We start from the raw sequence: 22389 nt of genomic DNA, 5'->3' as shown, positions 1-22389 counted from the left end.
GGGCGCCGTGCGCGCGTGCGTACTCTGGAGCTGTTCCGATGAAAATGACTTCCCGCCCCGCGGGCGCCTGCGCGCGCCTGCCGGTTGCCCTTGGCCTGGCCGTGGCCGCGTCACTGGCCCACGCTGCGCCTGCCGAGCAGGCGCGCACCCTCGACACGATGGTGGTCACCGCCGCCGCACCGTCCTCGCCGCTGCACTGGGTGACCGATCCGCGCCTGCCGCGGCAGCCGGTGCCGGCCAGCGACGGTGCCGATTACCTGAAGACCGTCCCCGGCTTCTCCGCCATCCGCAATGGCGGCACCAACGGCGACCCGGTGCTGCGCGGCATGTTCGGTTCGCGGCTGAACATCCTCAGCAACGATGGCAACCTGATCGGTGCCTGCCCGTCGCGCATGGACAATCCGCTGTCCTACATCGCGCCGGAGAGCTTCGACCGGCTGACCATCATCAAGGGGCCGCAGAGCGTGCGCTGGGGTGCGGGTGCATCGGCCGGCACCGTCCGTTTCGAGCGCGATACGCCGCGCTTCGACGAACCGGGGCTGCGTGCCGATGCCAGTGCGCTGGTTGGTTCGCGCAACCGCAATGACCAGGTGCTGGACCTGACCCTGGGTAATCCGACCGGCTATGTACGCGCAAGCGGCAACCGTTCCGAAGCCGATGACTACAAGGACGGCCACGGTGATGTGGTGCCGTCGAAGTGGCGCAAGTGGAACGGTGACGTGGCCATCGGCTGGACGCCGGATGCCGACACGCTGTTGGAAATCTCCGCCGGTGCCGGCGATGCCATCGCGCGCTACGCCGGGCGCGGCATGGACGGCGCCGCGTTCGAACGCACCAGTTACGCGGCACGCTTCGAGAAGCGCAACCTGCCGGGCGCGTGGGATACGGTGCAGGCCAACGTGTACTACAACGAGGCCGATCACGTGATGGACAACTACACGCTGCGCACGCCGAATCCGAACAGCATGATGCCGATGCCGATGGCCTCGAACGTGGACCGCCGTACCCAGGGCGGCCGGGTCAGTTCCGAGTGGCGCTGGCAGGACGTGCAGCTGGTGGCCGGTGTGGATGGCGAGGACAGCCGCCATCGTGGCCGCATGGGCATGGGCCGCGACACCTACCGGCAGGCCGCCTGGGAGACCGATGCCAACTTCCGCCGCTATGGCGTGTTCACCGAGTTGACCCTGGGCGCCGGCACCGACCAGCGCTGGATCAGTGGCCTGCGCATCGACCGTGCCAGCGCCCGCGATGAGCGGCAATCAATCCGCGGAATGATGGGCAACCGGCCCAATCCGACCGCCGGGCAGACGCGCAAGGAATGGCTCGGCAGCGGTTTCCTGCGTTACGAGCAGGACCTGGCCGATGGCCTGACCTGGTACGCCGGTCTCGGCCACAGTGAGCGCATGCCCGACTACTGGGAGCTGTTCTCGCCCAACCATGGCCCGGCCGGTGCAGTGAACGCGTTCACCGGCGTGCAGCCCGAGCGCACCACCCAGCTCGACGTCGGCCTGCAGTACAAGGGGCCGCGTGTGCAGGCGTGGGTTTCGGCGTACGCCGGGCAGATCCAGGACTACATCCTGTTCACCTACCACGGCAGCGGCATGATGGGCATGAGCCAGGCCCGCAACGTCGATGCGCGCATCGCCGGTGCCGAAGCCGGGCTGGAAGTGAGCCTGGCCGAGCAGTGGAAGCTGGGTGGCACGCTGGCCTATGCCTGGGGCGAGAACCGCGACCAGCAGCGTCCGTTGCCGCAGATGCCACCGCTGGAAGCACGCCTGAGTGCGAACTGGGAAGGCGAGCGCTGGAGTGCCGGTGCGCTGCTGCGCGCGGTGACCCACCAGCATCGCGTCGCCGATGGCCAGGGCAATGTGGTCGCGCAGGACCTGGGGCCGAGTGCCGGCTTCGCCACCTTTGCGCTCAACGCAGCCTACCGCTTCAGTTCGCAGCTGCAGCTCAGTGCGGGCGTCGACAACCTGTTCGACCGCGCCTACAGCGAGCACCTGAACCTGGCCGGCAGTGCCGACTTCGGTTTCCCGGCCGATCCGGTGCGCATCAACGAGCCGGGCCGCAGCCTGTGGATGAAGGTGAACTACCGGTACTGATCCGCCGGGTGAAAAAAACCGGGGCCGGATCCCCGCCAGGATCCGTCCCCGCCCGACGCCCTCTGTCGGGCAGCTTCGACTCTACGATGGCAACGCCTGCGGTGCACGGCTGGATACACCTCGACACATGCCGACACCGCTGCTGCCAGCCTTGCACGGAACGGGTTCAGGGCGCTATCGCGACGCCGGTTCCACGCTGGTAAACGCTTGGCACATATCGCTTCTGTGGGCGCTTGCCTACACTCGGCGGCCGTGGATCACTCAGGACCGTTCATGTTGGCTCGCATCGCTTCGACCCTGGCCCTTGGCCTCTGCCTGGCCGTGCTGGCCGGGTGCGCGGGCAAACAGGAGGCCGCCGCCCGTCGGCAGGGAGAAGCGGTGCCGGTCACCGCGCAGGTCGTGCAGTCCACGCAGTGGAACGACACGCTGCAGGCACTGGGTACGGCCAAGGCGCGCGAATCCATCAGCGTCACCGCCAAGGTCAGCGAGATCGTCGAGAAGGTGCACTTCGAAAGCGGCCAGCATGTTGCTGCCGGTGCGCCGATCGTAACCCTGCGCGGGCAGGCCCAGGAGGCCGCGCTGGTGCAGGCGCAGGCCACCTTCCATGAGGCCGACCAGCTGTACAAGCGCCAGCGCGAGCTGGCCGCGCAGCGGCTGGTGTCCAGCGCCACGCTGGATACGCAGAAGTCGATCCGCGATGCCGCCGAGGCGCGTGTGGCGCAGATGCAGTCGGACATCGGTGACCGTCGCGTGCGTGCGCCGTTCGCCGGTGTGCTCGGCATCCGCCAGGTCAGCCCGGGCACGCTGCTGACGCCGACCACGGTGATCGCCACGCTCGATGACATCGAGCACATGCACATCGATTTCCAGGTGCCGGAAGTGGAGCTGGCCGCGCTGGGCGTCGGTGACAAGGTCAGTGCCACCAGCGTGGCGTGGCCGGGCCGTACTTTCGAGGGCGTGGTCAGCACCATCGACGCACGCATCGATCCGGCCACCCGCGCGGTGACCGTGCGTGCCGACTTCGCCAACGGTGACCATGCCCTGCGCCCGGGCATGCTGCTGGACGTGCGCCTGTTCCACCCCGAGCGCCCGGCGCTGGTGATTCCGGAAATCGCCGTGGTGCAGGTCGGTCGCGATACCTTCGTGTACCGCATCACCGCCGACGACAGCGTCGAGCGCGTGGACGTGATCACCGGCGCACGCCGTGCCGGCGTGGTCGAGATCAAGCAGGGCCTGGAAGCAGGCCAGCGCATCGTGGTGGACGGTACGGGCAAGCTGCGCCCGGGCTTGAAGGTTGCGGCCAAGGACGCGGCACCGGCCAGCGGTGCGAAGCCGGCTGACGCGCCGGCGCCGGTCGCGGCCGAGGGCCACGGCGGATGAAGCTGTCCGACATCTCCATCCAGCGGCCGGTGTTCGCCGTGGTGATGAGCCTGCTGTTGCTGGTGCTGGGCGTGATGTCCTTCACCCGCCTGACCCTGCGCGAACTGCCCGCCATCGATCCACCGATCGTTTCAGTATCAGTGGATTACACCGGTGCCTCGGCGGCGGTCATCGAAAGCCGCATCACCCAGGTGCTGGAAGACGCGCTGGCCGGCATCGAAGGCATCGATACGATCAACGCGCGCAGCACCAACGGCCGCTCGCAGGTCAGCATCGAGTTCACTTCCAACCGCGATATCGAAGCGGCGGCCAACGACGTGCGCGATGCGGTCAGCCGTGTCGCCGACCGCATGCCGGAAGAAGCGCGGCCGCCGGAAATCGCCAAGGTCGAAAGCGATGCCGACCCGATCATCTGGTTCAACATGGTCTCCTCGACCATGGACACGCTGGAACTGAGCGACTACGCCGACCGCTACGTGGTCGACCGCTTCTCCAGCCTCGATGGCGTGGCCCAGGTCCGCATCGGCGGCCGCCAGCGCTATGCAATGCGCATCTGGCTGGACCGCGACCAGCTGGCCGCACGTGGGCTGACCACCGGCGACGTGGAAACCGCGCTGCGCAACGAGAACGTGGAACTGCCGGCCGGCCGCATCGAGTCGGCCGACCGCGATTTCACCCTGCGCGTGGAGCGCAACTACATCAAGCCGGAAGACTTCGCGACCATCCCGCTGGGCAAGGGCCGCGACGGCTACGTGGTGCGCATGGGCGACGTGGCGAAGATCGAACTGGCCTCGGCCGAGCGCCGCGCCTACTACCGCAGCAACGGCGAGCCGGGCATCGGCCTGGGTATCGTCAAGACCTCCACCGCCAACTCGCTGGACGTGGCGCGCACCGCGCGCGCTGAAGCCGAGCGGGTGGCGCTGACCCTGCCCAAGGGCACGCAGATCTTCGTCGCCTTCGACAACACCACCTTCATCGAGGCTGCCGTGGACCGCGTCTACGCCACGCTGGTGGAAGCGATGATCCTGGTGCTGGCAGTGATCTGGCTGTTCCTCGGCAGTTTCCGCGCCGCATTGATTCCCGCAGTGACGGTGCCGGTGTGCCTGGTCGCCGCGTTCATCGCGCTGTATGCGTTCGATTTCTCGATCAACCTGCTGACCCTGCTTGCCCTGGTGCTGTGCATCGGCCTGGTGGTGGACGATGCGATCGTGGTGGTGGAGAACGTGCAGCGCCGCATCGACCTGGGCGAGCCCCCACTGGTGGCCTCCAAGCGCGGTACCACGCAGGTCGCCTTCGCGGTGATTGCCACCACTGCGGTGCTGGTGGCGGTGTTCCTGCCGGTCGGTTTCCTGGAAGGCAACACCGGGCGCCTGTTCCGCGAGCTGGCGGTGGCGCTGGCGGCGGCGGTCGCGTTGTCCGCGTTCGTGGCGCTGACGTTGACGCCGATGATGGCCTCCAAGCTGCTCAAGCCGCATACCGGACAGGCACCGCGGGGCCTGCATGGCTTCATCAACCGCAATCTGGAGCGCCTGGCCTCGGGCTATGGCCGCGTGCTCGACCACCATGTCGACCGTACCTGGATCTACCTGCTGGTGATGGTGGCCGCGCTGGCCGCCAGCTGGGGCCTGCTCAAGCTGCTGCCGTCGGAGTTGGCGCCAGCCGAAGACCGCGGTTCGTTCCAGATCATGATCGACGGCCCGGAGGGCGCCGGCTACGACTACACCGTGCAGCAGGTGCAGCAGGTGGAAGCGATGCTGGCACCGCATGTCGGCCCGGACAAACCCATCGTGCGTGCCAACCCGCGCGTGCCGGGCGGCTGGGGCGCCAGCGAGGAAATGCACACCGGCCGCGTCAGCATCTTCCTGCAGCCCTGGCGCCAGCGCAGCGAGGCCACGCCGGATGTGGCCAATGAGCTGCAGAAGGAACTGGACACCATCCGTGGCGTGCGTGTGCGTACCCAGGTCGGTGGTGGCCTGGTGCGCAGCGGCGGGCAGCCGTTCCAGATCGTGCTGGGCGGGCCGGAGTACGCCGAGATCGCGCAGTGGCGCGACCGCATCCTGCTGCGCATGGCCGACAATCCCGGCCTGGTCGGCCCGGATTCGGACTACAAGGAAACCCGGCCGCAGATGCGGGTCAACATCGATCGCCAGCGTGCGGCGGATCTCGGCGTGCCGGTCACCGCGATCGGTTCGGCGCTGGAAACCATGATGGGTTCGCGCCGCGTCACCACCTTCGTCGACAACGGCGAGGAGTACGACGTGCTCGTGCAGGCCGGTCGCGATGGACGCGCCAGCCCGGCCGACCTGGCCGCGATCCGCGTGCGTGCCACCTCCGGTGAGCTGGTGCCGCTGTCCAACCTGGTCACGCTGAGCGAAGTGGCCGAGGCCGGCACCCTGAACCGCTTCAACCGCCTGCGCTCGATCACCATCAACGCTGGCCTGGCGCCGGGCTATCCACTGGGTGAGGCCATCGCCTGGGCGCAGCAGGTCACGCGCGAAGAGCTGCCGCAGTATGCGCAGGTGAACTGGAAGGGCGAATCGCGCGAGTACCAGAGTGCGGGCGGCGCAGTGCTGCTGACCTTCGCGATGGCCCTGCTGGTGGTCTACCTGGTGCTGGCCGCGCAGTTCGAAAGCTTCATCCACCCGCTCACCATCATGCTGACCGTGCCGCTGGGTGTGCTCGGTGCGCTGGTCGGATTGTGGGTGAGTGGTGGCACGGTGAACCTGTTCAGTCAGATCGGCATCGTCATGCTGGTCGGCCTGGCAGCGAAGAACGGCATCCTCATCGTCGAATTCGCCAACCAGCTGCGCGACGACGGAAGAACCGTGCGCGAGGCGATCATCGAATCGGCGATGGTACGCCTGCGCCCGATCCTGATGACCTCCATCGCCACCGTGGTCGGCGCGATCCCGCTGGTGGTGGCCGGTGGCCCCGGTTCGGCCAGCCGTGGCACGATCGGCATTGTGATCATCTTCGGCGTGACTCTCTCGACGTTCCTGTCGCTGTTCGTGGTGCCGGCGTTCTACGCGCGGCTGGCCCCGTACACCCGTTCGCCTGAAGCGGTGAAGCGCGAGCTGGAGAAGCAGGAAGCGGAATCGCCCTCGGTGGGTGGCCATGCCTGATCCGGCCACTTTGCTGCGGGGCGATGGCTTCCAGCTGCGCCCCTGGCGCGCGGATGATCTGGAATCGCTGCTGCGCCATGCCAACGACGCCGAGGTGTCGCGGGGCCTGCGTGACCGCTTCCCGTATCCGTACACCCGCGAGGATGGCGAAGCCTTCCTGGGCGGGCGCGTGCTGGCCCCGGGCACGCTGAACCTGGCCATCGAGATCGACGGCCAGGCCTGCGGCAGCGTCGGCGCCCAGCAGGGTGTGGCCGAGCGCGGACACATGGCCGAGCTGGGCTACTGGCTGGGCCAGGCCTACTGGGGCCGGGGCCTGATGACCCGGGTGGTTGGCCTGTTCGCGCCGTGGGTGATGGACGAACTGCGCCTGTTCAGGCTGCAGGCCGGGGTGGTCGACTTCAACCTCGGCTCGGCACGGGTACTGGAAAAGAACGGCTTCCAGGAAGAGGGCGTGGATCGCTGCGCGATCTACAAGCGGGGTGAGCTGCACGACCTGCGCCGCTTCGCCCGGGTGCGCACGCAGCTGCCCTGAACACGCGGGCGGGCCGCTGTAGAGCCGATCCCATGCTCGGCTTGGGCCCCTGACGGCAGCCGAGCATGGGCTCGGCCCTGCAAAACAGCGCTACCGCAGCGGCCTTCGATCAGGGAGAATCGACCGGTCCCCTCCAGCCGACGGGACGTCCTTACAACCCGCCGACTGGAGAGAGCGCGCGTGGAAGCTACCGTACATTTCATCAACAGCATCATCTGGAGCAAGGCGCTGATCTTCATGTGCCTGGCCGCCGGCCTGTTCTTCAGCCTGCGCACGCGCTTCATGCAGATCCGTGGTTTCGTCGAGATGTGCCGCCTCACCGTCAAGGGTGAGAAATCCGACGCCGGTGTGTCCTCGTTCCAGGCCCTGGCCATGTCGATGGCCGGCCGCATGGGCATCGGCAACATCGCCGGCGTGGCCACCGCCATCGCCTTCGGCGGCCCTGGTGCGATCTTCTGGATGTGGGTGATGGGCTTCCTCGGCGCGTCCACCTCGTACGTGGAATGCACCTTGGCGCAGATCTACAAGACCAAGGATGCCGAAGGCTGCTACCGCGGTGGCCCGGCGTACTACATCGAAAAGGCCATGGGCCTGAAGTGGTACGCGCTGGCCTTCGCCATCGCCACGATCATCGCCGCCGGCTTCCTGATGCCGGGCGTGCAGGCCAATGCCATCGCCGACAGCATCATCAACGCCTGCCGTGGCACCGCGCTGTGCGGTCCGCTGGATGGCCAGGCCTTCGGCATGGAGTCGGTGCAGGCGCTGAAGCTGGGCATCGGCATCGTGGTGGCGCTGCTGCTGGGCGTGGTGATCTTCGGTGGCGTCAAGCGCATCGCCAACTTCGCCGAAGTGGTGGTGCCGTTCATGGCCGCCGGCTTCATCCTGATGGCCATCGTCATCATGATCATCAACTACGACCGCGTGCCGGAAATGTTCGGCATCATCTTCAAGAGCGCCTTCGGCACCCACGCCGCGTTCGGCGCGATGATGGGCCTGGCAGTGGAGTGGGGCATCAAGCGCGGCATCTACGCCAACGAAGCCGGCCAGGGCTCGGGCCCGCACGCTGCAGCCGCCTCGGAAGTCTCGCACCCGGCCAAGCAGGGCTACGTGCAGGCCTTCGCCATCTACTTCGACACCATGATGGTGTGCACCGCCACCGCGTTCCTGATCCTGGCCAGCGGCACCTACAATGTGTACTCGCCGGTGCCCGGCGCCGCGCCGATCTTCCAGGGCCTGGCCGGCATCCCGGAAGGCGCAGGCTACGCGCAGGCCGGCGTTGAAGCCGTGCTGCCGGGCTGGGGCTCGGCGTTCGTGTCCATCGCCATCTTCTTCTTCGCCTTCACCACCATCATGGCGTACTACTACATGGCCGAGACCAACCTCAGCTATGTGAACCACAACAAGAAGCGCCCGCTGACCGTGCTGCTGCTGCGCCTGGGCATCATCGGCATGGTGGTGTTCGGCGCGTTCCACAATGCCACCCTGGCCTGGGCGCTGGGTGACATCGGCGTGGGCCTGATGGCCTGGCTGAACATCATTGCCATCCTCATCATCCAGAAGCCGGCCATGCTGGCCCTGCGTGATTACGAACGACAGAAGAAGCTCGGCCTCGATCCGATCTTCGACCCCGATGCCCTGGGCATCAAGAACGCCGATTTCTGGCGTCAACGCAAGCTGGAGTTGTCCCGTAGTGAATGATCCCTGGAAGAACGCCCGCCGCCCGTCGTCGCGACCGCCGCGGGCCACCCCGCTGCCACCGCGTGAGGGCGGCACCCCGCCACCGCCGGGGCGTGGCAATGACGAGCTGCGCCTGTATGGCTGGAACGCCGTGCAGGCCCTGTTCGCCAAGCGCCCGCAGGCGCTGCGCAAGCTGTACCTGGTGGACGCGCTGATTCCGCGCATGCAGCCGGTGCTGAAGTGGTGCGTGGCCAACCGCGTGGGCTATCGCGTGGTGGAGGAGGGCGACCTCAACAAGCTGGCCGCTACCACGCACCACGAAGGCCTGGTGGCCGACGTGCTGCGCGCGCCGGTCGTGCCGCTGGCACAGTGGTTGGCCGATCTGGGCGAAGGCCCGGCGCTGGCGTTGTGGCTGGATGGCGTCGGCAACCCGCACAACTTCGGCGCGATCCTGCGCTCGGCCGCGCACTTCGGGGTCAAGGCGCTGCTGCTGCCGGCCGGCAGCACGCTGGCGCTGTCCGGCGCTGCCGCACGCGTGGCCGAAGGCGGTGCGGAATCGGTGCAGCTGGTGCAGCTGCCGGAGACTGCTCAGGCGATGGCGCAGCTGCGTGCGGCCGGCTTCGGGCTGGCCGCGACCCTGGTGGAGGGCGGTGATGACGTGTTTCGCGCGTCCCTGCCGGACAGGCTGGTGTATGTGATGGGCGCCGAAGGCGAAGGCATGGACCGCAACCTGGCAGGGCAGTGCGATCTGCAGGTCTCCATTCCCGGCAGCGGTGCGGTGGAGAGCCTCAACGTGGCCTCGGCCACGGCGGTATTGCTGGCGCAGTGGGCCAGCCGCCGCAGCTGAGTGGCGCCCGGTGGGTGCGAACCTTGGTTCGCACCGCTCCTGCTGCTGCGCTCGCCGGGCATGGCCCGGCGCTACCGCATCATTCGTTCGGCGGCGTGGTCGCCTTGGCTTCGCTGCCGAAGTTGCCATCAGCCTCCGCCGCCAGGTACGCGAACACGGTATACGCGGCCACGTTCTGCGCCAGTGCCTTCGGGTCGATCTTGTCCAGCGTGTCGTCGGCGGTGTGGTGCAGGTGGAAGTAGTCCGAGCCATCCTGCGCCAGCCACGCCCACGCACCGCCCTTGGCGGCCAGCGGGCCGACGTCCGGGCCCGGGCCACCCTTGTCGGCCTGGTACTCGATGCCCAGCGGCTTCATCACTTCGGCAATCTGCCTGGTCGCTTCGCGCGAGCCTTCCGGGTTCGGCGAACCGGTATTGAAGGCGTAGATGCGGCCTGCGCCGAAGTCGCTCTCGGCAGCCAGCTGGTGCAGGGCCACGTCCTTTGCATGTGCTTCGGCGTAGGCCTTGCCGCCGTACAGACCCTGTTCTTCGTTGGCGAACGCGATCACGCGGATGGTGCGCTTCGGTGCCTGCTTCAGCAGGCCGATCAGGTGACCAGCAGCCATGGTGATGCCCACGCCTGCGCCGTCATCGACCGCGCCGGTGCCCAGGTCCCACGAATCCAGGTGACCACCGATCACCACCACTTCCTTCGGCAGGCTGCGGCCGGTGATCTCGCCGATCACGTTGTACGAGGTGGCAGTGCCATCCCAGCCGCAGTCCAGCGCCACCTTCACCGTGGTACTGCCACGGGCCAGCAGGCGGGCCAGCTGGTCGGCATCGGGCACCGACAGCGCCGCCGACGGCACCGGGGTCAGGCCCTCATCGAAACGGGTGATGCCGGTATGTGGCACGCGGTGCGAGTCGGTACCGGCCGAGCGCATCAGGAAGCCCACCGCGCCCTTGCGGATCGCCTCGGACGGGCCCTTGCTGCGGATCGCGCCGCCACGGCCGTAGTCGCGGCCATCGCGGAACGGCAGCATCTGGTAATCGACGAAGGCGATCTTGCCCTTCAGCGAACCGGCCGGTGCGGCCTGCAGCGCGGCCAGGTCGGCGAAGCGCACCACTTCGGCTTCCACGGTGCCGCCCGGGCTGCCGCCCAGTGCGGTGATCTGCAGCGGCTGCGGGTTCTTGCCGGTCACGGCGGCGTGTTCGCTGCGGCGCTCCCACTTCGGGAAGGTCACCGGCTCCTTCCAGACTTTGTCGAAACCGAGGGCCTTGAACTTGGCCTCGGCCCAGGCCACGGCACGGGCGTCAGCCTCGCTGCCGGCAATGCGCGGGCCGATTTCGGTGGTGAGCGATTCGACCACCTTCCAGCCGGTGTCGTCGGCCAGCGCCTGGTCGCGCAGCTGCGCAGCGGTGGCCAGCGACGCCGGGGGCAGGGTGGTGGTGTGCGGCGCCGCGAAGGCCGGGGCGGCCAGCAGGGCGAGGGAGGATGCGATGGCAAGGACGCGGCGACGCATGGACAGCTCCGGGAAGGGACCAAGCCTTGGAGCTTAACAGTCGTTCAGCCCGGCGCATGGGCGGGAGGTCATGGCTGGCGCGAACGCTGTTTTCCGCCATGACGGGCAAAGCGAAAGCCCCGCCGGGGCGGGGCTTTCGCCTGCTTCTGTAGAGCCGAGCCAATGCTCGGCTGCCTTTTGCAGATCAGCCGAGCGTGGGCTCGGCTCTACAGGTGGGAGGGGCGCCCGTAGGCGCCCGATACCTTATTTCTTCAGGCTGTCGCGGATCTCGCGCAGCAGCACCACTTCTTCCGCCGGTGCGGCCGGTGCAGCTTCCTTCTTGCGCGACAGGCGGTTGATCACCTTGATCACCAGGAAGATGGCGAAGGCCACGATCACGAACTGGATCAGCGTATTGATGAAGTCGCCGTAGCCGATCACCACCGCCGGAATCTCCTTGCCGTCCGGCCCGATGCGGGCCGGCGACAGCGTCCACGCCAGCTGCGAGAAATCCACCTTGCCGATCAGCATGCCCAGCGGCGGCATGATGATCTTCTCGACCAGCGCCGTCACGATCTTGCCGAAGGCCGCGCCGATCACCACGCCGACGGCGAGGTCGATGACGTTGCCGCGCATCGCGAATTCCTTGAACTCGGTGAGCATTCCCATTGTTGTTTTTCTCCGGTGGGGGAAGTGGACAGCGCGCAGGGTAGCGCAGGTGATGTCAGCCGGCGATCACGCCGTGGCGCTCGGCCACGTTTTCCAGGCGGGCACTGAAGCGGTCGCCGGGCTTCAGTGCGGCCACCCCGGACGGGGTGCCCATGAACACCAGGTCGCCGGCACGCAGCTGCCACAGCTTGGACAGCTCGTGCAGGATCTCCGGCACCTTCCAGATCATCTGGTCCAGCAGCGCCTGCTGGCGCACCTCGCCGTTGACCTCCAGCGACAGGTTCAGCGCGGCCAGGTCGCCCACTTCCTCGGCGTGGACGATTTCGCTGATCGGCGCGGAAGCATCGAAGCCCTTGGCCGCGTCCCACGGGTGGCCCTTGTCCTTGGCGGCGGCCTGCAGGTCGCGGCGGGTCAGGTCCAGGCCCACGGCGTAGCCGTAGACCAGTGCATCGGCATCGGCCACGGCCAGCTCACCGGCAGGGGCATCGCGGCCGATCGCCACCACCAGTTCCACTTCGTGGTGCAGGTTGGCAGTCGCCGGCGGGTAGGGGATGGCATCGTCGTGGCCGACCACGATCGCATCGGCCGGCTTGCTGAAGAACATCGGGCGGCCGCGGTCATCGGCCGCCGGCACCGCTGCGCCCATTTCGCGGGCGTGGTCGGCGAAGTTGCGGCCGACGCAGTAGATGCGGTGCACGGGGAAACTGCCGCCACCGGCTACCGGCACACGCGGCAGGGCTACGGCAGGGATCACATCGGAGACATCGGACATGCGGGCATCCAGGAAGGGCGTGCCCGCAGTCTAGAACGCATGGCGCCCGCCGTCAGCGGGCGCGGATGGCGCAGGTCAGCGCGAGACCGGCAACACCGGCTTGCGCACCACGCGGTACTCGCCCTCGACCACGGTCGGGTCGACCGGACGCGCGGCGCCCGGCTTGCGCGAGGCCAGCAGCTTCCACGCCAGGCCGACCATGATCATCGCCGCACCAACAAACACGCCGATGAACACCATCGCGGCCAGGATCGCCAGGCCAAGCAGGCCCACGGCAACGCGCACTAGCGGGTGGCGCGGCTTGCGCGGCGCGAACAGGGTGCGGAACTGGTTGAAGGCGGATGCGCGATTGAACATGGCGGCTCGATAGGCTGGGATCAGCGAAAACAGAGTATCGGGACGCGCCACTGTCATTGAGTGAAAAACTCGTTAAATATAGCCTGTGCTTATTACGGATCAATGACTTGTGTTCATGTCGCAGCCAGTCACCTGAGTGGGCATGCGACAATGCGGGTTTACTGTCCGAGCCTTCGCCATGACTGCCGCTGCTGCCCTGATCGCCCTTGATGCCATTGCCGATGGCGCGTTTGCCGAGGTCGAAGCGGTGGTCGATGGCGATGCCGAGTCGCTGGTGCTGTACCGCGACGGCGCGCAGGTGCGTGCGTTCCTGAACATCTGCCCGCACGCCGGCCGACGCCTGGACTGGGCCCCGGGCCAGTTCCTGAAGAGCCGCGAAGGCCACCTGGTCTGCGCCGCGCATGGCGCCTCGTTCGCGCTGGACAGCGGCGACTGCATCGCCGGTCCCTGCAAGGGCGACCGCCTGCGCGCAGTGCCGGTGGACGTGCGCGACGGGCAGGTTTACCTGGTTTGATGTATCGGTGTGCGGACCAACGGTCCGCACCCACCAAGCCAACAGTCCGCACCCAACAGATCAACAGGTATCCAGATCCATCCACGCATGGCGTGGATCTACTGCAGATTGCAGCGATCTGTCGAAGGCGGGGTGGGGCCGGTTGCGGGGGCGTGAGCCGCATGGATGCGGCGACCGAGCTTACAGGGACGTACTTGCAGCGTCCCCCGCCACCGGACCCACCCCGCCATCCCACGGAATGCAGGCTGTTGCCGTTGCCGTTGCCGTTGCCGTTGCTACTGCGGGTGCAGGGCGCAGCCCTGCCAACAAACCCAACCCTCAGAACATCAGGTTGATCATCAACACCACCACGCAGGTGTAGATCAGCGACAACGGTCCGCCGACCCGCCACATCTCGCGCGGGGTGTAATTGGCCGGGCCGGTGATCATCGAGATCACCGGGTTGGACGCCGTCATCAGGTTGTTGGACGCCGACAGCGCCACGATCAGCGCGAACGCCGTCGGGTTGCCACCCGCCGCCAGTGCCAGGTTCACCGCAATGGGCACCATCACGATGGTCGCGCCCACATGGCTGATCACCAGCGAGAACGCCGTGGTCAGCAGCGCCAGCGCCACCTCCAGCACCCACACCGGGATGCCGGTCGGCAGCTTGTCGATGGTATGGCCGGCCACCCATGCCGCCGCACCACTGGAATCCATCGCCCAGCCGAGTGGAATCAGCCCGGCCATCATGAACACCGTCTTCCAGTTGATCGAGGCATAGGCCTCGTCCATGCGCAGCACACCGGTCAGCAGCATGCCGGCCACGCCGGTCATCAGCGTCAGCGCCACCGGCAGCTTGCTGGTCAGCGCGATCAGGATGGTCAGCGCGAAGATCGCCATCGCGATCTTGAACTTGTGCGGGCGCTGCTCGCCGGTCGGGTAGTCGGTCACCACCACGAAGTCACGGCTGCGCGCGGCCTGCGCCAGGTCGGTCCAGATGCTGTGGAAGACCAGCATGTCGCCGGCGCGCAGCTGCACGTCGCGCACGTCCTCGCGGATCACCTGCTTGTCGCGGTTGATCGCCAGCAGGCTGATGCCGCGCTCCTTGCGCAGGCGCAGGTCGGCCGCGCTCTTGCCGATCACGTTCGAGGTGGGGGGCACCACCGCTTCGGAAATGCCGGCACGGCTGGGATTGAACAGGTCGCCCAGGTGCTTCAGGCGCGAAGACATGCGCAGGAACTGGTTCTGCGCGAAATCGTGGATCTGCTCGCGCGGGCCCATCGCACCGAGCACGCTGCCGACCCAGATGCGCATTTCCGCCGGCGGCGCCAGGCGGGTGTCGTTGCCGGTTTTCAGGGCCAGCAGCAGCGGGGCATCGTGCAGGTTCTCGGCCTCGCCCAGGGTCATGCCCACCAGCGGGCTTTCCGCGCTGACCACCAGCTCGAACACATCGCCTTCGATGCCGTAGGTCTTGGCGAAGTAGCTCTCGGTGCGTGCGGGCGTGACCCCGTCGTTGACCAGGTTCTCTTCCTCGATCAGCTTGCGGTCGCCGTAGTAGCGGAAATACAGCAGCGAGGCGATCAGCAGGGCCACGCCGATCGGCAGCGGTGCGAACATGCGCAGCGGCTCGATGGTGGCCAGGCCGGAGGGCAGGTTGTTGTTGGCCGAGGCCAGCAGATCGTTCAGCAGGATCAGCGGCGAGTTGCCGACCATGGTCAGCGCGCCGCCCATCACGATCGCCGCCGAGATCGGCAGCAGCAGGCGCTGCAGGGTCAGGCCGGTGCGTGCTGCCAGTCGCGAGGCGACCGGCAGGTACAGCGCCATCACCGACGGGTTCTGCATGAAGGACGAGTTCAGGCCGGCGATGGCCGTGGTCATCATCAGCAAGCGCTGCTCGACGCCATGGCCGCGCCGCAGCAGCCAGGCCGCCAGCCGGTTCAGCGCCCCGGTGCGGTCCAGGCCCGCACCGAGGATGGTGGTGGCGATGATGCTCATCACCGCGTTACCGGAGAAACCGCCGAAGATCTCTTCCGGCGCGATCAGGCCGGTGACACCCAGCACCACCAGCACCACCAGCGCGACCACGTCGGCGCGGATGCGCTCGAACAGGAACATCGCCATCGTGAAGCCGACCAGCCCGAGCACGAGCTTCATGTCGTTGGTCAGCGTCAGCGCGGTATCCATGTGGGGCGCGGCGTCCTCAGGCGATCGTCAGGTGCGGTCGTACAGCAGGTCCCAGACGCCGTGGCCGAGCTTCTGGCCGCGGGTCTCGAAGTGGGTCTGCGGGCGCCAGTCCGGGCGCGGCACGCTGCCACGCGGGCCGGCGCGGTTGACCAGGCCGGCGGTGGCATCGAGCACGTCCCACATCTGCTCGGCGTAGTCTTCCCAGTCGGTGGCGCAGTGCAGGCGGCCACCCGGGCGCAGCTTGCGTACCAGCAGCTCGGCGAACGCCGGCTGCAGCAGGCGGCGCTTGTTGTGGCGCTTCTTGTGCCACGGGTCCGGGAAGTAGATGCGCACTTCATCGAGCGCGCCATCGGCGATCTCGTTCTGCAGCACTTCCACCGCATCGTGGTGGTACAGGCGCACGTGGTCGGCGTTGTCGTCGGCCAGCGCGTTCAGCAGGCGACCCACGCCGGGTGCGTGCACTTCGATGCCGATGTAGTCGCGCGACGGGTCGTGCTGGGCAGCAAAGCGCAGCGCGGCACCGTTGCCGAAGCCGATTTCCAGCACCTTGTGCGCCGGGCGCCCGAAGGTGGCGTCCAGGTCACGCGGCTGGCCGTTGTAATCGATGCCGAAGCGCGGCCAGCGTTCGTCGAACGCGCGCTGCTGGGCGGGGGTGAAGCGGCCCTGGCGCAACACGAAGCTGCGCACCTCGCGGCGGCCTTCGCTTACGGTGAAGGGCTTGGGCGGAGCCTTGGAGCCGGCGCTGTCGAAAGGATTGGTCATCAGCCGATCAGCCCATCCACCGGAGAGGAGGCGCTGGCGTAGCGCTTGCGCGGGATGCGCCCGGCCAGGAAGGCCTCGCGGCCGGCCTCGACCGCCTTGCGCATCGCACTGGCCATCAGCACCGGGCTGCGTGCACCGGCAATGGCGGTGTTCATCAGCACGCCGTCGCAGCCCAGCTCCATCGCGATTGCCGCGTCCGACGCGGTGCCCACGCCGGCGTCGACGATGATCGGCACCTTGGCGTCTTCGATGATCTGCAGCAGGTTGTACTTGTTCTGGATGCCCAGGCCCGAACCGATCGGTGCGGCCAGCGGCATCACCGCAGCGCAGCCGATCTCTTCCAGGCGCTTGGCCAGGATCGGGTCGTCGGAGGTGTAGACCATCACCTCGAAGCCGTCCTTGACCAGCTGTTCGGCGGCCTTGAGGGTCTGCATCACGTCCGGGTACAGGGTCTTCTGGTCGCCCAGCACTTCCAGCTTGGTCAGGTTGTGGCCGTCCAGCAGCTCACGCGCCAGCCGGCAGGTACGCACCGCGTCTTCGGCGGTGTAGCAGCCGGCGGTGTTGGGCAGGATGGTGTAGCGCTCCGGCGGCAGCACGTCGAGCAGGTTGGGCTCGCCCGGGTTCTGCCCGATGTTGGTGCGGCGGATGGCCACGGTGACGATCTGGGCGCCTGCAGCCTCGGTGGCCAGGCGGGTTTCTTCCAGATCCTTGAACTTGCCGGTGCCGGTGAGCAGCCGCGAGCCATAGGTCTTGCCGGCGATCACCAGCGAATCGGGGGAGACATGAACGTTCATGGCGCGATTATCGCCTATCCGCCTGAAGATGGGATCACGCAATGGCGTGCCGGCCGCTGGCCGGCAAACCCGCACAGGTCTCAGCCCCCGCCCAGCGCGTGCACGATCTCCACGATGTCGCCTTCGGCCAGGACGTGCTCGCCATGGCGGCTGCGGCTGACGATCTCGCCGTTGACCTCCACCGCCACCCGGCGCTGCAGCAGCTGCTCGGCCTCGAGCAGGTCGTGGAGGGTCGCCGAGGCGGGCAGGGTGCGGGGTTCGCCGTTGAGCTGGATGTTCATCCCTGCATTGTCGCTGATAGCCCGTCGGGATCGGAACGTTTGCAATTTGAACCGGGCGCCAGCTCCAGCACAGCGGGTTCCGGCGTGATCAGGCGACAATCCATGCGGCGGCGCAGCGTGAGCAAACCGCGGCGCGGTGAAACCATTCACCGTGCGCCGGCGTACGTGCGCCGGATCCTCAACGATATCCCCACAGGAGTTTCTTACATGTTGCTCAGCAAACGCCCGATCCGCTCCCTGATGGCGGCCGCGATCGCGCTGGCCGCGCTTCCGGCCATGGCAGGCGAAAGTCCGTATTCCAAGGCGGTGTTCTTCGGCGACAGCCTCACCGACGCCGGCTATTTCCGCCCGCTGCTGCCTGAGGCCACCCAGGGGCTCTCCGGCCAGTTCACCACCAACCCGGGCTGGGTGTGGTCGCAGCAGGTCGCCAACTACTACGGCCTCAACAAGGACCCCAACGGCAACGGCCAGAACGGCGACAACTACGCTGTCGGCGGTGCCCGCGTGTCGGTCGAAGGCGGTGGTGCCCTCGGCGCGATCCCGTCGCTGAAGTCGCAGGCGGCCCGTTACCTGGCCGCAAACGGCGGCAAGGCTGATCGTAATGCCCTGTACACCGTCTGGGGCGGCGCCAACGACCTGTTCGCCGCGGCCGGTGCTGCCGGCGCGGGCGCGTCGCCGGCCCAGGTGCAGGGCATCATCGGCGCGGCGGCCACCGACCAGATCGCGCTGGTCGGCGCCCTGAAGCAGGCCGGCGCCCAGTACGTGCTGGTGCCGAACCTGCCGGACGTGGGCATCACCCCGCAGTTCCGCGGCCCCAACGCGGCAGCCGCCACCGCCATGTCGGTGGGCTACAACAAGGCGCTGTACGGCGGCCTGAAGCAGGCAGGCATCGAGTTCATTCCGCTCGATACCTTCAGCATCCTGCGTGAAGTGACCGCCAACCCGGGCATGTACGGCTTCACCAACGTCACCGGCACCGCCTGCAAGATCAACCCGGCCAACACCACGGGCAGCATCATCGGCTGCAACCCGACGACCTACGTCAGCCCCGATGCGTACCAGACCTATCTGTTCGCCGATGGCGTGCATCCCACCGTGACCGGTCACCAGCTGCTGGGCCAGTACGCCGTCTCGGTGCTGGAGGCTCCGCGCCTGCAGCAGGTGCTGAGCCACTCGGCACAGACGGTCGGCCGTTCGCGTGCCGACCAGGTCAGCAACCACCTGGGCGCTCGTCCGGCCGATGGCCTGTCGTGGTGGGGTGGCGTGCGCGGTGACATGCAGCGCTATGACCACGCCGACCTGTACGACGGCGTGGCGCCGGCCGGACTGTTCGGTGTCGACTGGGCACGTAACGGCGTGGTGGTCGGCGGCTTCGCCGGCTTCGGCCGCATGAGTGCCGACTTCGGCAACAGCCGTGGCGACTTCACCCAGAAGGACACCACCGCCGGCCTGTTCGCTGCCTGGTATGGCGACCGCGTCTGGGTCAACGGCCAGGTCAGCTACACCTGGTTGTCGTATGACGTGAACCGCAAGGTCCAGCTGGGCCCGGCCACCCGTGAGCATGGTGGTTCGCCGGATGGCAGCAACCTGACCGCTGCACTGAATGCCGGTTACGAGTTCGGCACCGAAGGTGGCTTCCGCCACGGCCCGATCGCTTCGGTGATCTGGCAGAAGGTGAAGATCGACGGCTACACCGAAAGCGCCACCGCCGGCACCATGGCCACTGCGCTGGGTTACGACCGCCAGAACGTCGACTCGACCGTCGGCCGCGTCGGCTGGCAGGCCCGCTTCGATGGCGGTACCGTCAAGCCCTACGTGCAGGTGACCTACGACCACGAGTTCGAGGACACCAAGCAGGCCAGCGCCTGGCTGCAGACCCTGCCGGAACTGGGCAGCTACCGCGTGCCGGGCCTGGACTTCGACAAGAACTACGCCACCGCTGTTCTGGGTGCGCGCATGGACCTGTTCGGCCTGCAGGGCAATGTTGGCCTGAGCACCACGGCCGCGCAGAAGCGCGCCCGTGACGCGACGATCTTCGCCACCGTGGGTGGCAGCTTCTGATGAATGCAACATCCCGGGCACCGCAAGGTGCCTGGGATGCCTGCACGGCAGCGCCGGGCCGTGCCCGGCGGGTGCGGCGGCCACCATTGCGCAACACCGGCCGCTCCGCATAGACTTTCACCCGCAATGCGGGCGTAGCTCAATGGTAGAGCTGTAGCTTCCCAAGCTACTGACGAGGGTTCGATTCCCTTCGCCCGCTCCATGTCTCCCAAAGGTTTGCGGAGATTTGGTTGCTCCGCAATATGCGAGCCGCTCCGCAAATTGATCTTCTGCTTAGGGCTCATCATCCAGCAGGCGCTGTGCCTTTCGGGCGTTTTCGGCATCTGCCGCCTGGAACCAAACCAGCGTGTTGACGTAGCCGGATTTGCTGGCCGATGGCGGAGCGTCAGAAAAGCCATGCACTGCGCATTTCTCTTCTGATGCGGTTCCCCGCACGTCGCCGGCGCGGAAAATCTTCGCAACTGTAGGCCACTGCTCTGCCTCGATCAGTAGCGTGTTGATTCGAGAAAACTCGAGTCTGATAGTTTGGAAACTGTGCATCATCATGCTGCTGATCTCGCGATTGGTTGATGCGACCAATTTCGCTTGATTTGCAGGCAAAATCACCATAATGCTCCCGTAACGCTTTATTCAGCGTACATCGAACGCTCTCCTGTCGAGTCGGGGTTGCTTTCGAGCCTCTCTTCTTTCGCACGTAGATCTCGGTCGTGGTGACCGACGAATGCCCGAGCTGGGCCTGCGCCTCGCGAATGTCCGTTGCCGAATCTGCCTTGTCCGTACCCGCCTTTGCGCGGAGATCGCGGAACTGGAACTCCCCCTTTGCAATACCCGCCGCTTCCCTGGCCTTGTCGAACCGGTAGCGCAACGCTGCCCGGCCGAGGGCCAAGCCGTCATCGTGCACACCGGCGAGCTGGCATTCGCGTCCTGGGCAAAGCCCCTTCGCATTGTAGGCGTGACGACTGCTCCGTTCGGAGCGGCCGAGGGTGCCTATATGCAGGTCCCGGCTGGTAGGCGCTACGCGGTGATCTCGTCTCGTTCGTGTCAGCGGATTGAGCGTGGCGTGGGCTTTCGCCTGACCGGGCCGCAGGGGGATGCGACCGGTGGGGGGAGTTCCGGGCGCTTCTACTATGCCGGCGCTGCCGCCTTAATCCCGCAGTCCGACAATGCGACACAGTTCAGTGCATCCGGCCACTTCGTGTTGATCGACGTGACTGGGCATTGAACGGCCGCGCCACGGCGGATGAACGAAGGCGGCCTAGAAAGGCCGCCCATTTATTCAGATAGTCGCAGGCACTTCAGTCTTCGTTTGTAGGGCGACCAACAGGCTTAGGTCCACCGACGCTGACGCTACCAGTGCGGCCGCCGCTGCCGTAGCTGCCGCCGCCTACGTCGGCGCCGCCACCATTGCCTACGCCCTGACCCGCTCCATAGCCAGCACCTGAGCCGATGCCGCCACCATTTCCACCTGACGTCGGAGGAGTGGTACTGGTCTGGGTTTCATATTTGACTCCTATGTATCCGTCTCCGCCCAGGGTAACTTGATATCCAACACAAGCACTTCCGTTGCACATTGTTATGATGTCTCCGGGGGCAATTGCGAGATTTTCCAAGACAACAAGTCTGTTGAAGCTCGCTATTGCGAGAGTAAGTTCATTTGAAGTCTGAGGGTCGATTCTAGGGTAGCCAAGCATGCAGTTGTTGCAAGGATAGGTTCCGATGCTTCTCGTTCCTTGAACTTGTGCATGCACATAAACCGTTACTGCTAGCAAAAAGACCAGCAGGATTGCTGCTGTATGCCTTATCTTCATTTCCTGCTCCTCTGTGCCAGCGTAGCGGCCACTTGATTGGCCTTCCTTAGATCAGACGGAGACATGGACTGCGCCATGATGTCCAATATTTGGTCGTTTCCACCAATGGGGGTCAGCTGCCCTGCAGCTTTTCTGTAGGCGTAGGCAAGGACTGGGTCCTTCGGCGTAATGATTCCGCGCTCATACGCAGTTCCTAGAGTGAAGAGCCCATCCGGATTGCCGGTGTCAGCAACACTTTTGATGTACCGATATGAGTCTTCATTGAACTGCTTAACTTTTTCGGCCGATACTGTTTGTTCTTGCTGATCACCAACGATGACGTCCTGATAGTTGTAATAGGCTAGCCGCGCGTAGGTGTCGCCCCCTTCCGCCGCCTCCTTGAGCCACCGGGACGTTTCCTTTAGTGCGTCGCCTGGAATGCCCTCACACTGCTTGAGCTTCTCTTCAGTGGAAGCAAGAGAGCGCAATTGCTGATCTGCCAAGAATTGTTCTTGTGTCTTTCCGCTGGCTTTGAGGATGTCTGGAGAGACTTGGCTATCAGAGTAGTCAATGGGCCTCTCTGGTTGCATTGCAACGCGGCATTCGTTGAGTACCAAGAACAGCTGTCGTTTTGCTTCCAGATCTCCAGCTTCTGCTCTATTGCGAAGGGACGGATACAGGTCTTGCACGGGAACATCTGGTAAGCGCTGTGCAGATTGGAGGTCGGCATCGACTGCTGTCGATTTTGGAGTGAGACTTCGAATCTCTGCCGATGTCGCGGGTGCTTCATTCGCCGATGCATCGCTAACTTGCTGAACATCATTATTTTTATTGGAGCATGAGGTGACCATGCCGGCGATGAGTGCGAACTTTGACAGGCGTACGCACTGGTAGATAAAGCTGTACTTTGGGGAGGGATGTGGCATCGGGTTCTCCATACGCGCCAGTGGGTAGATGGGCAAGCATGCCATCCCGACCATCGCAGCACTCAATCAGTTCCCGCAATAGGTAGACATCCAGCTCGCTTGTAGGGAATTATCCACAGTCGCCAAGTCTTGCTTCGCCGCGCGGCACAGAGTCGACTAT

The 22389-nt window shown here is 66.2% G+C and carries 19 protein-coding genes, 1 tRNA gene and 1 pseudogene; 9 read left to right on the top strand and 12 right to left on the bottom strand.

Features of this window, described 5'->3' with window-relative positions; translation table 11 throughout:
- Nucleotides 1–38 precede the first annotated feature (38 nt).
- The 6 genes from ACW5IY_RS17385 to ACW5IY_RS17360 all read left to right on the top strand — a co-directional run bounded on the left by ACW5IY_RS17385 (nt 39) and on the right by ACW5IY_RS17360 (nt 9660).
- On the top strand, nt 39–2102 hold the full coding sequence (locus ACW5IY_RS17385; protein WP_049433699.1) for a TonB-dependent copper receptor: 2064 nt from the start codon (nt 39–41) through the stop codon (nt 2100–2102).
- A 273-nt stretch (nt 2103–2375) separates the two neighbouring features.
- The gene (locus ACW5IY_RS17380) at nt 2376–3482 is read left to right on the top strand and encodes an efflux RND transporter periplasmic adaptor subunit (protein ID WP_010481451.1); all 1107 of its coding nucleotides are present in this window, start codon (nt 2376–2378) and stop codon (nt 3480–3482) included.
- The gene (locus tag ACW5IY_RS17375; protein WP_049433700.1) at nt 3479–6604 is read left to right on the top strand and encodes an efflux RND transporter permease subunit; all 3126 of its coding nucleotides are present in this window, start codon (nt 3479–3481) and stop codon (nt 6602–6604) included. The genes ACW5IY_RS17380 and ACW5IY_RS17375 overlap by 4 nt, the downstream gene beginning before the upstream one ends.
- Nucleotides 6597–7136: a GNAT family N-acetyltransferase gene (locus ACW5IY_RS17370; protein ID WP_049433701.1), complete on the top strand. Its 540-nt coding sequence runs from the start codon at nt 6597–6599 to the stop codon at nt 7134–7136. Before ACW5IY_RS17375 ends, ACW5IY_RS17370 begins: the two co-directional genes overlap by 8 nt.
- 180 nt (nt 7137–7316) lie before the next feature.
- Complete coding sequence (locus tag ACW5IY_RS17365) at nt 7317–8834, top strand: alanine/glycine:cation symporter family protein (protein WP_049433702.1); 1518 nt, start codon at nt 7317–7319, stop codon at nt 8832–8834.
- Nucleotides 8827–9660 carry a TrmH family RNA methyltransferase gene (locus ACW5IY_RS17360; protein ID WP_049433703.1) on the top strand — a complete coding sequence of 278 codons (834 nt, stop codon included), beginning with the start codon at nt 8827–8829 and terminating at the stop codon, nt 9658–9660. Before ACW5IY_RS17365 ends, ACW5IY_RS17360 begins: the two co-directional genes overlap by 8 nt.
- A 79-nt stretch (nt 9661–9739) precedes the next feature.
- Here the strand turns inward: ACW5IY_RS17360 and ACW5IY_RS17355 are convergent, their stop codons facing one another.
- The 4 genes from ACW5IY_RS17355 to ACW5IY_RS17340 form a co-directional block, all read right to left on the bottom strand.
- The gene (locus ACW5IY_RS17355; RefSeq protein WP_049433704.1) at nt 9740–11161 is read right to left on the bottom strand and encodes a M28 family peptidase; all 1422 of its coding nucleotides are present in this window, start codon (nt 11159–11161) and stop codon (nt 9740–9742) included.
- 243 nt (nt 11162–11404) lie between these two features.
- A complete protein-coding gene (gene mscL / locus ACW5IY_RS17350; protein WP_010481458.1) occupies nt 11405–11809 on the bottom strand; it encodes a large-conductance mechanosensitive channel protein MscL in 405 nt (134 codons plus the stop codon).
- A 55-nt stretch (nt 11810–11864) separates the two neighbouring features.
- Nucleotides 11865–12581, bottom strand: a complete 717-nt coding sequence (locus ACW5IY_RS17345) for a fumarylacetoacetate hydrolase family protein (protein ID WP_049437331.1) — start codon at nt 12579–12581, stop codon at nt 11865–11867.
- A gap of 75 nt (nt 12582–12656) precedes the next feature.
- Nucleotides 12657–12938, bottom strand: coding sequence for a hypothetical protein (locus tag ACW5IY_RS17340; protein WP_010481462.1), 282 nt, complete (start codon nt 12936–12938; stop codon nt 12657–12659).
- A gap of 178 nt (nt 12939–13116) precedes the next feature.
- Between ACW5IY_RS17340 and ACW5IY_RS17335 the strand changes: the two genes are divergently transcribed.
- Nucleotides 13117–13452, top strand: coding sequence for a Rieske (2Fe-2S) protein (locus tag ACW5IY_RS17335; protein WP_049437330.1), 336 nt, complete (start codon nt 13117–13119; stop codon nt 13450–13452).
- A gap of 318 nt (nt 13453–13770) precedes the next feature.
- On the opposite strand, the gene ACW5IY_RS17330 is transcribed toward ACW5IY_RS17335, so the two are convergent.
- From ACW5IY_RS17330 to thiS, 4 genes are all read right to left on the bottom strand, one after another.
- Nucleotides 13771–15618, bottom strand: a complete 1848-nt coding sequence (locus ACW5IY_RS17330; RefSeq protein ID WP_049413367.1) for an SLC13 family permease — start codon at nt 15616–15618, stop codon at nt 13771–13773.
- Between the two features lie 27 nt (nt 15619–15645).
- On the bottom strand, nt 15646–16380 hold the full coding sequence (gene trmB / locus ACW5IY_RS17325) for a tRNA (guanosine(46)-N7)-methyltransferase TrmB (protein WP_010481468.1): 735 nt from the start codon (nt 16378–16380) through the stop codon (nt 15646–15648).
- Nucleotides 16380–17174: a thiazole synthase gene (locus ACW5IY_RS17320; RefSeq protein WP_049437329.1), complete on the bottom strand. Its 795-nt coding sequence runs from the start codon at nt 17172–17174 to the stop codon at nt 16380–16382. The genes trmB and ACW5IY_RS17320 overlap by 1 nt, the downstream gene beginning before the upstream one ends.
- An 80-nt stretch (nt 17175–17254) precedes the next feature.
- Nucleotides 17255–17455 (bottom strand): sulfur carrier protein ThiS, encoded by a 201-nt coding sequence (thiS, locus tag ACW5IY_RS17315; RefSeq protein ID WP_010481472.1) that lies wholly within the window; start codon nt 17453–17455, stop codon nt 17255–17257.
- A gap of 207 nt (nt 17456–17662) precedes the next feature.
- Here thiS and ACW5IY_RS17310 point away from each other — a divergent pair, with 207 nt between their 5' ends.
- Nucleotides 17663–19516, top strand: coding sequence for an autotransporter domain-containing esterase (locus tag ACW5IY_RS17310; protein ID WP_049437326.1), 1854 nt, complete (start codon nt 17663–17665; stop codon nt 19514–19516).
- Between the two features lie 128 nt (nt 19517–19644).
- Nucleotides 19645–19718: transfer RNA gene (locus tag ACW5IY_RS17305), tRNA-Gly, on the top strand.
- 71 nt (nt 19719–19789) lie between these two features.
- On the opposite strand, the gene ACW5IY_RS17300 is transcribed toward ACW5IY_RS17305, so the two are convergent.
- From ACW5IY_RS17300 to ACW5IY_RS17285, 4 genes and pseudogenes are all read right to left on the bottom strand, one after another.
- A complete protein-coding gene (locus tag ACW5IY_RS17300) occupies nt 19790–20122 on the bottom strand; it encodes a hypothetical protein (RefSeq protein ID WP_162531804.1) in 333 nt (110 codons plus the stop codon).
- 49 nt (nt 20123–20171) lie between these two features.
- Nucleotides 20172–20405, bottom strand: a pseudogene (locus ACW5IY_RS17295) (tyrosine-type recombinase/integrase); the annotation flags it as partial.
- Nucleotides 20406–20811: 406 nt separating this feature from the next.
- Nucleotides 20812–21324 (bottom strand): hypothetical protein, encoded by a 513-nt coding sequence (locus tag ACW5IY_RS17290; RefSeq protein WP_146205533.1) that lies wholly within the window; start codon nt 21322–21324, stop codon nt 20812–20814.
- On the bottom strand, nt 21321–22229 hold the full coding sequence (locus ACW5IY_RS17285; RefSeq protein WP_146205534.1) for an SEL1-like repeat protein: 909 nt from the start codon (nt 22227–22229) through the stop codon (nt 21321–21323). The genes ACW5IY_RS17290 and ACW5IY_RS17285 overlap by 4 nt, the downstream gene beginning before the upstream one ends.
- Nucleotides 22230–22389 lie beyond the last annotated feature (160 nt).

The organism is Stenotrophomonas sp. C-A (assembly GCF_054030835.1).
The sequence above is the reverse complement of the archived record's forward strand: the minus strand, read 5'-3'. Positions and strand labels throughout refer to the sequence as shown.

Bases quoted from the DNA above. Each gene is read 5' to 3' on its own strand.
- ACW5IY_RS17335 (WP_049437330.1), top strand. From the start codon at position 13,117: ATGACTGCCGCTGCTGCCCTGATCGCCCTTGATGCCATTGCCGATGGC.
- ACW5IY_RS17310 (WP_049437326.1), top strand. From the start codon at position 17,663: ATGTTGCTCAGCAAACGCCCGATCCGCTCCCTGATGGCGGCCGCGATC.
- ACW5IY_RS17340 (WP_010481462.1), bottom strand. From the start codon at position 12,938: ATGTTCAATCGCGCATCCGCCTTCAACCAGTTCCGCACCCTGTTCGCG.
- trmB (WP_010481468.1), bottom strand. From the start codon at position 16,380: ATGACCAATCCTTTCGACAGCGCCGGCTCCAAGGCTCCGCCCAAGCCC.
- ACW5IY_RS17290 (WP_146205533.1), bottom strand. From the start codon at position 21,324: ATGAAGATAAGGCATACAGCAGCAATCCTGCTGGTCTTTTTGCTAGCA.
- ACW5IY_RS17355 (WP_049433704.1), bottom strand. From the start codon at position 11,161: ATGCGTCGCCGCGTCCTTGCCATCGCATCCTCCCTCGCCCTGCTGGCC.
- ACW5IY_RS17370 (WP_049433701.1), top strand. From the start codon at position 6,597: ATGCCTGATCCGGCCACTTTGCTGCGGGGCGATGGCTTCCAGCTGCGC.
- ACW5IY_RS17345 (WP_049437331.1), bottom strand. From the start codon at position 12,581: ATGTCCGATGTCTCCGATGTGATCCCTGCCGTAGCCCTGCCGCGTGTG.
- ACW5IY_RS17285 (WP_146205534.1), bottom strand. From the start codon at position 22,229: ATGCCACATCCCTCCCCAAAGTACAGCTTTATCTACCAGTGCGTACGC.
- ACW5IY_RS17385 (WP_049433699.1), top strand. From the start codon at position 39: ATGAAAATGACTTCCCGCCCCGCGGGCGCCTGCGCGCGCCTGCCGGTT.
- thiS (WP_010481472.1), bottom strand. From the start codon at position 17,455: ATGAACATCCAGCTCAACGGCGAACCCCGCACCCTGCCCGCCTCGGCG.
- ACW5IY_RS17330 (WP_049413367.1), bottom strand. From the start codon at position 15,618: ATGGATACCGCGCTGACGCTGACCAACGACATGAAGCTCGTGCTCGGG.
- mscL (WP_010481458.1), bottom strand. From the start codon at position 11,809: ATGGGAATGCTCACCGAGTTCAAGGAATTCGCGATGCGCGGCAACGTC.
- ACW5IY_RS17375 (WP_049433700.1), top strand. From the start codon at position 3,479: ATGAAGCTGTCCGACATCTCCATCCAGCGGCCGGTGTTCGCCGTGGTG.
- ACW5IY_RS17380 (WP_010481451.1), top strand. From the start codon at position 2,376: ATGTTGGCTCGCATCGCTTCGACCCTGGCCCTTGGCCTCTGCCTGGCC.
- ACW5IY_RS17320 (WP_049437329.1), bottom strand. From the start codon at position 17,174: ATGAACGTTCATGTCTCCCCCGATTCGCTGGTGATCGCCGGCAAGACC.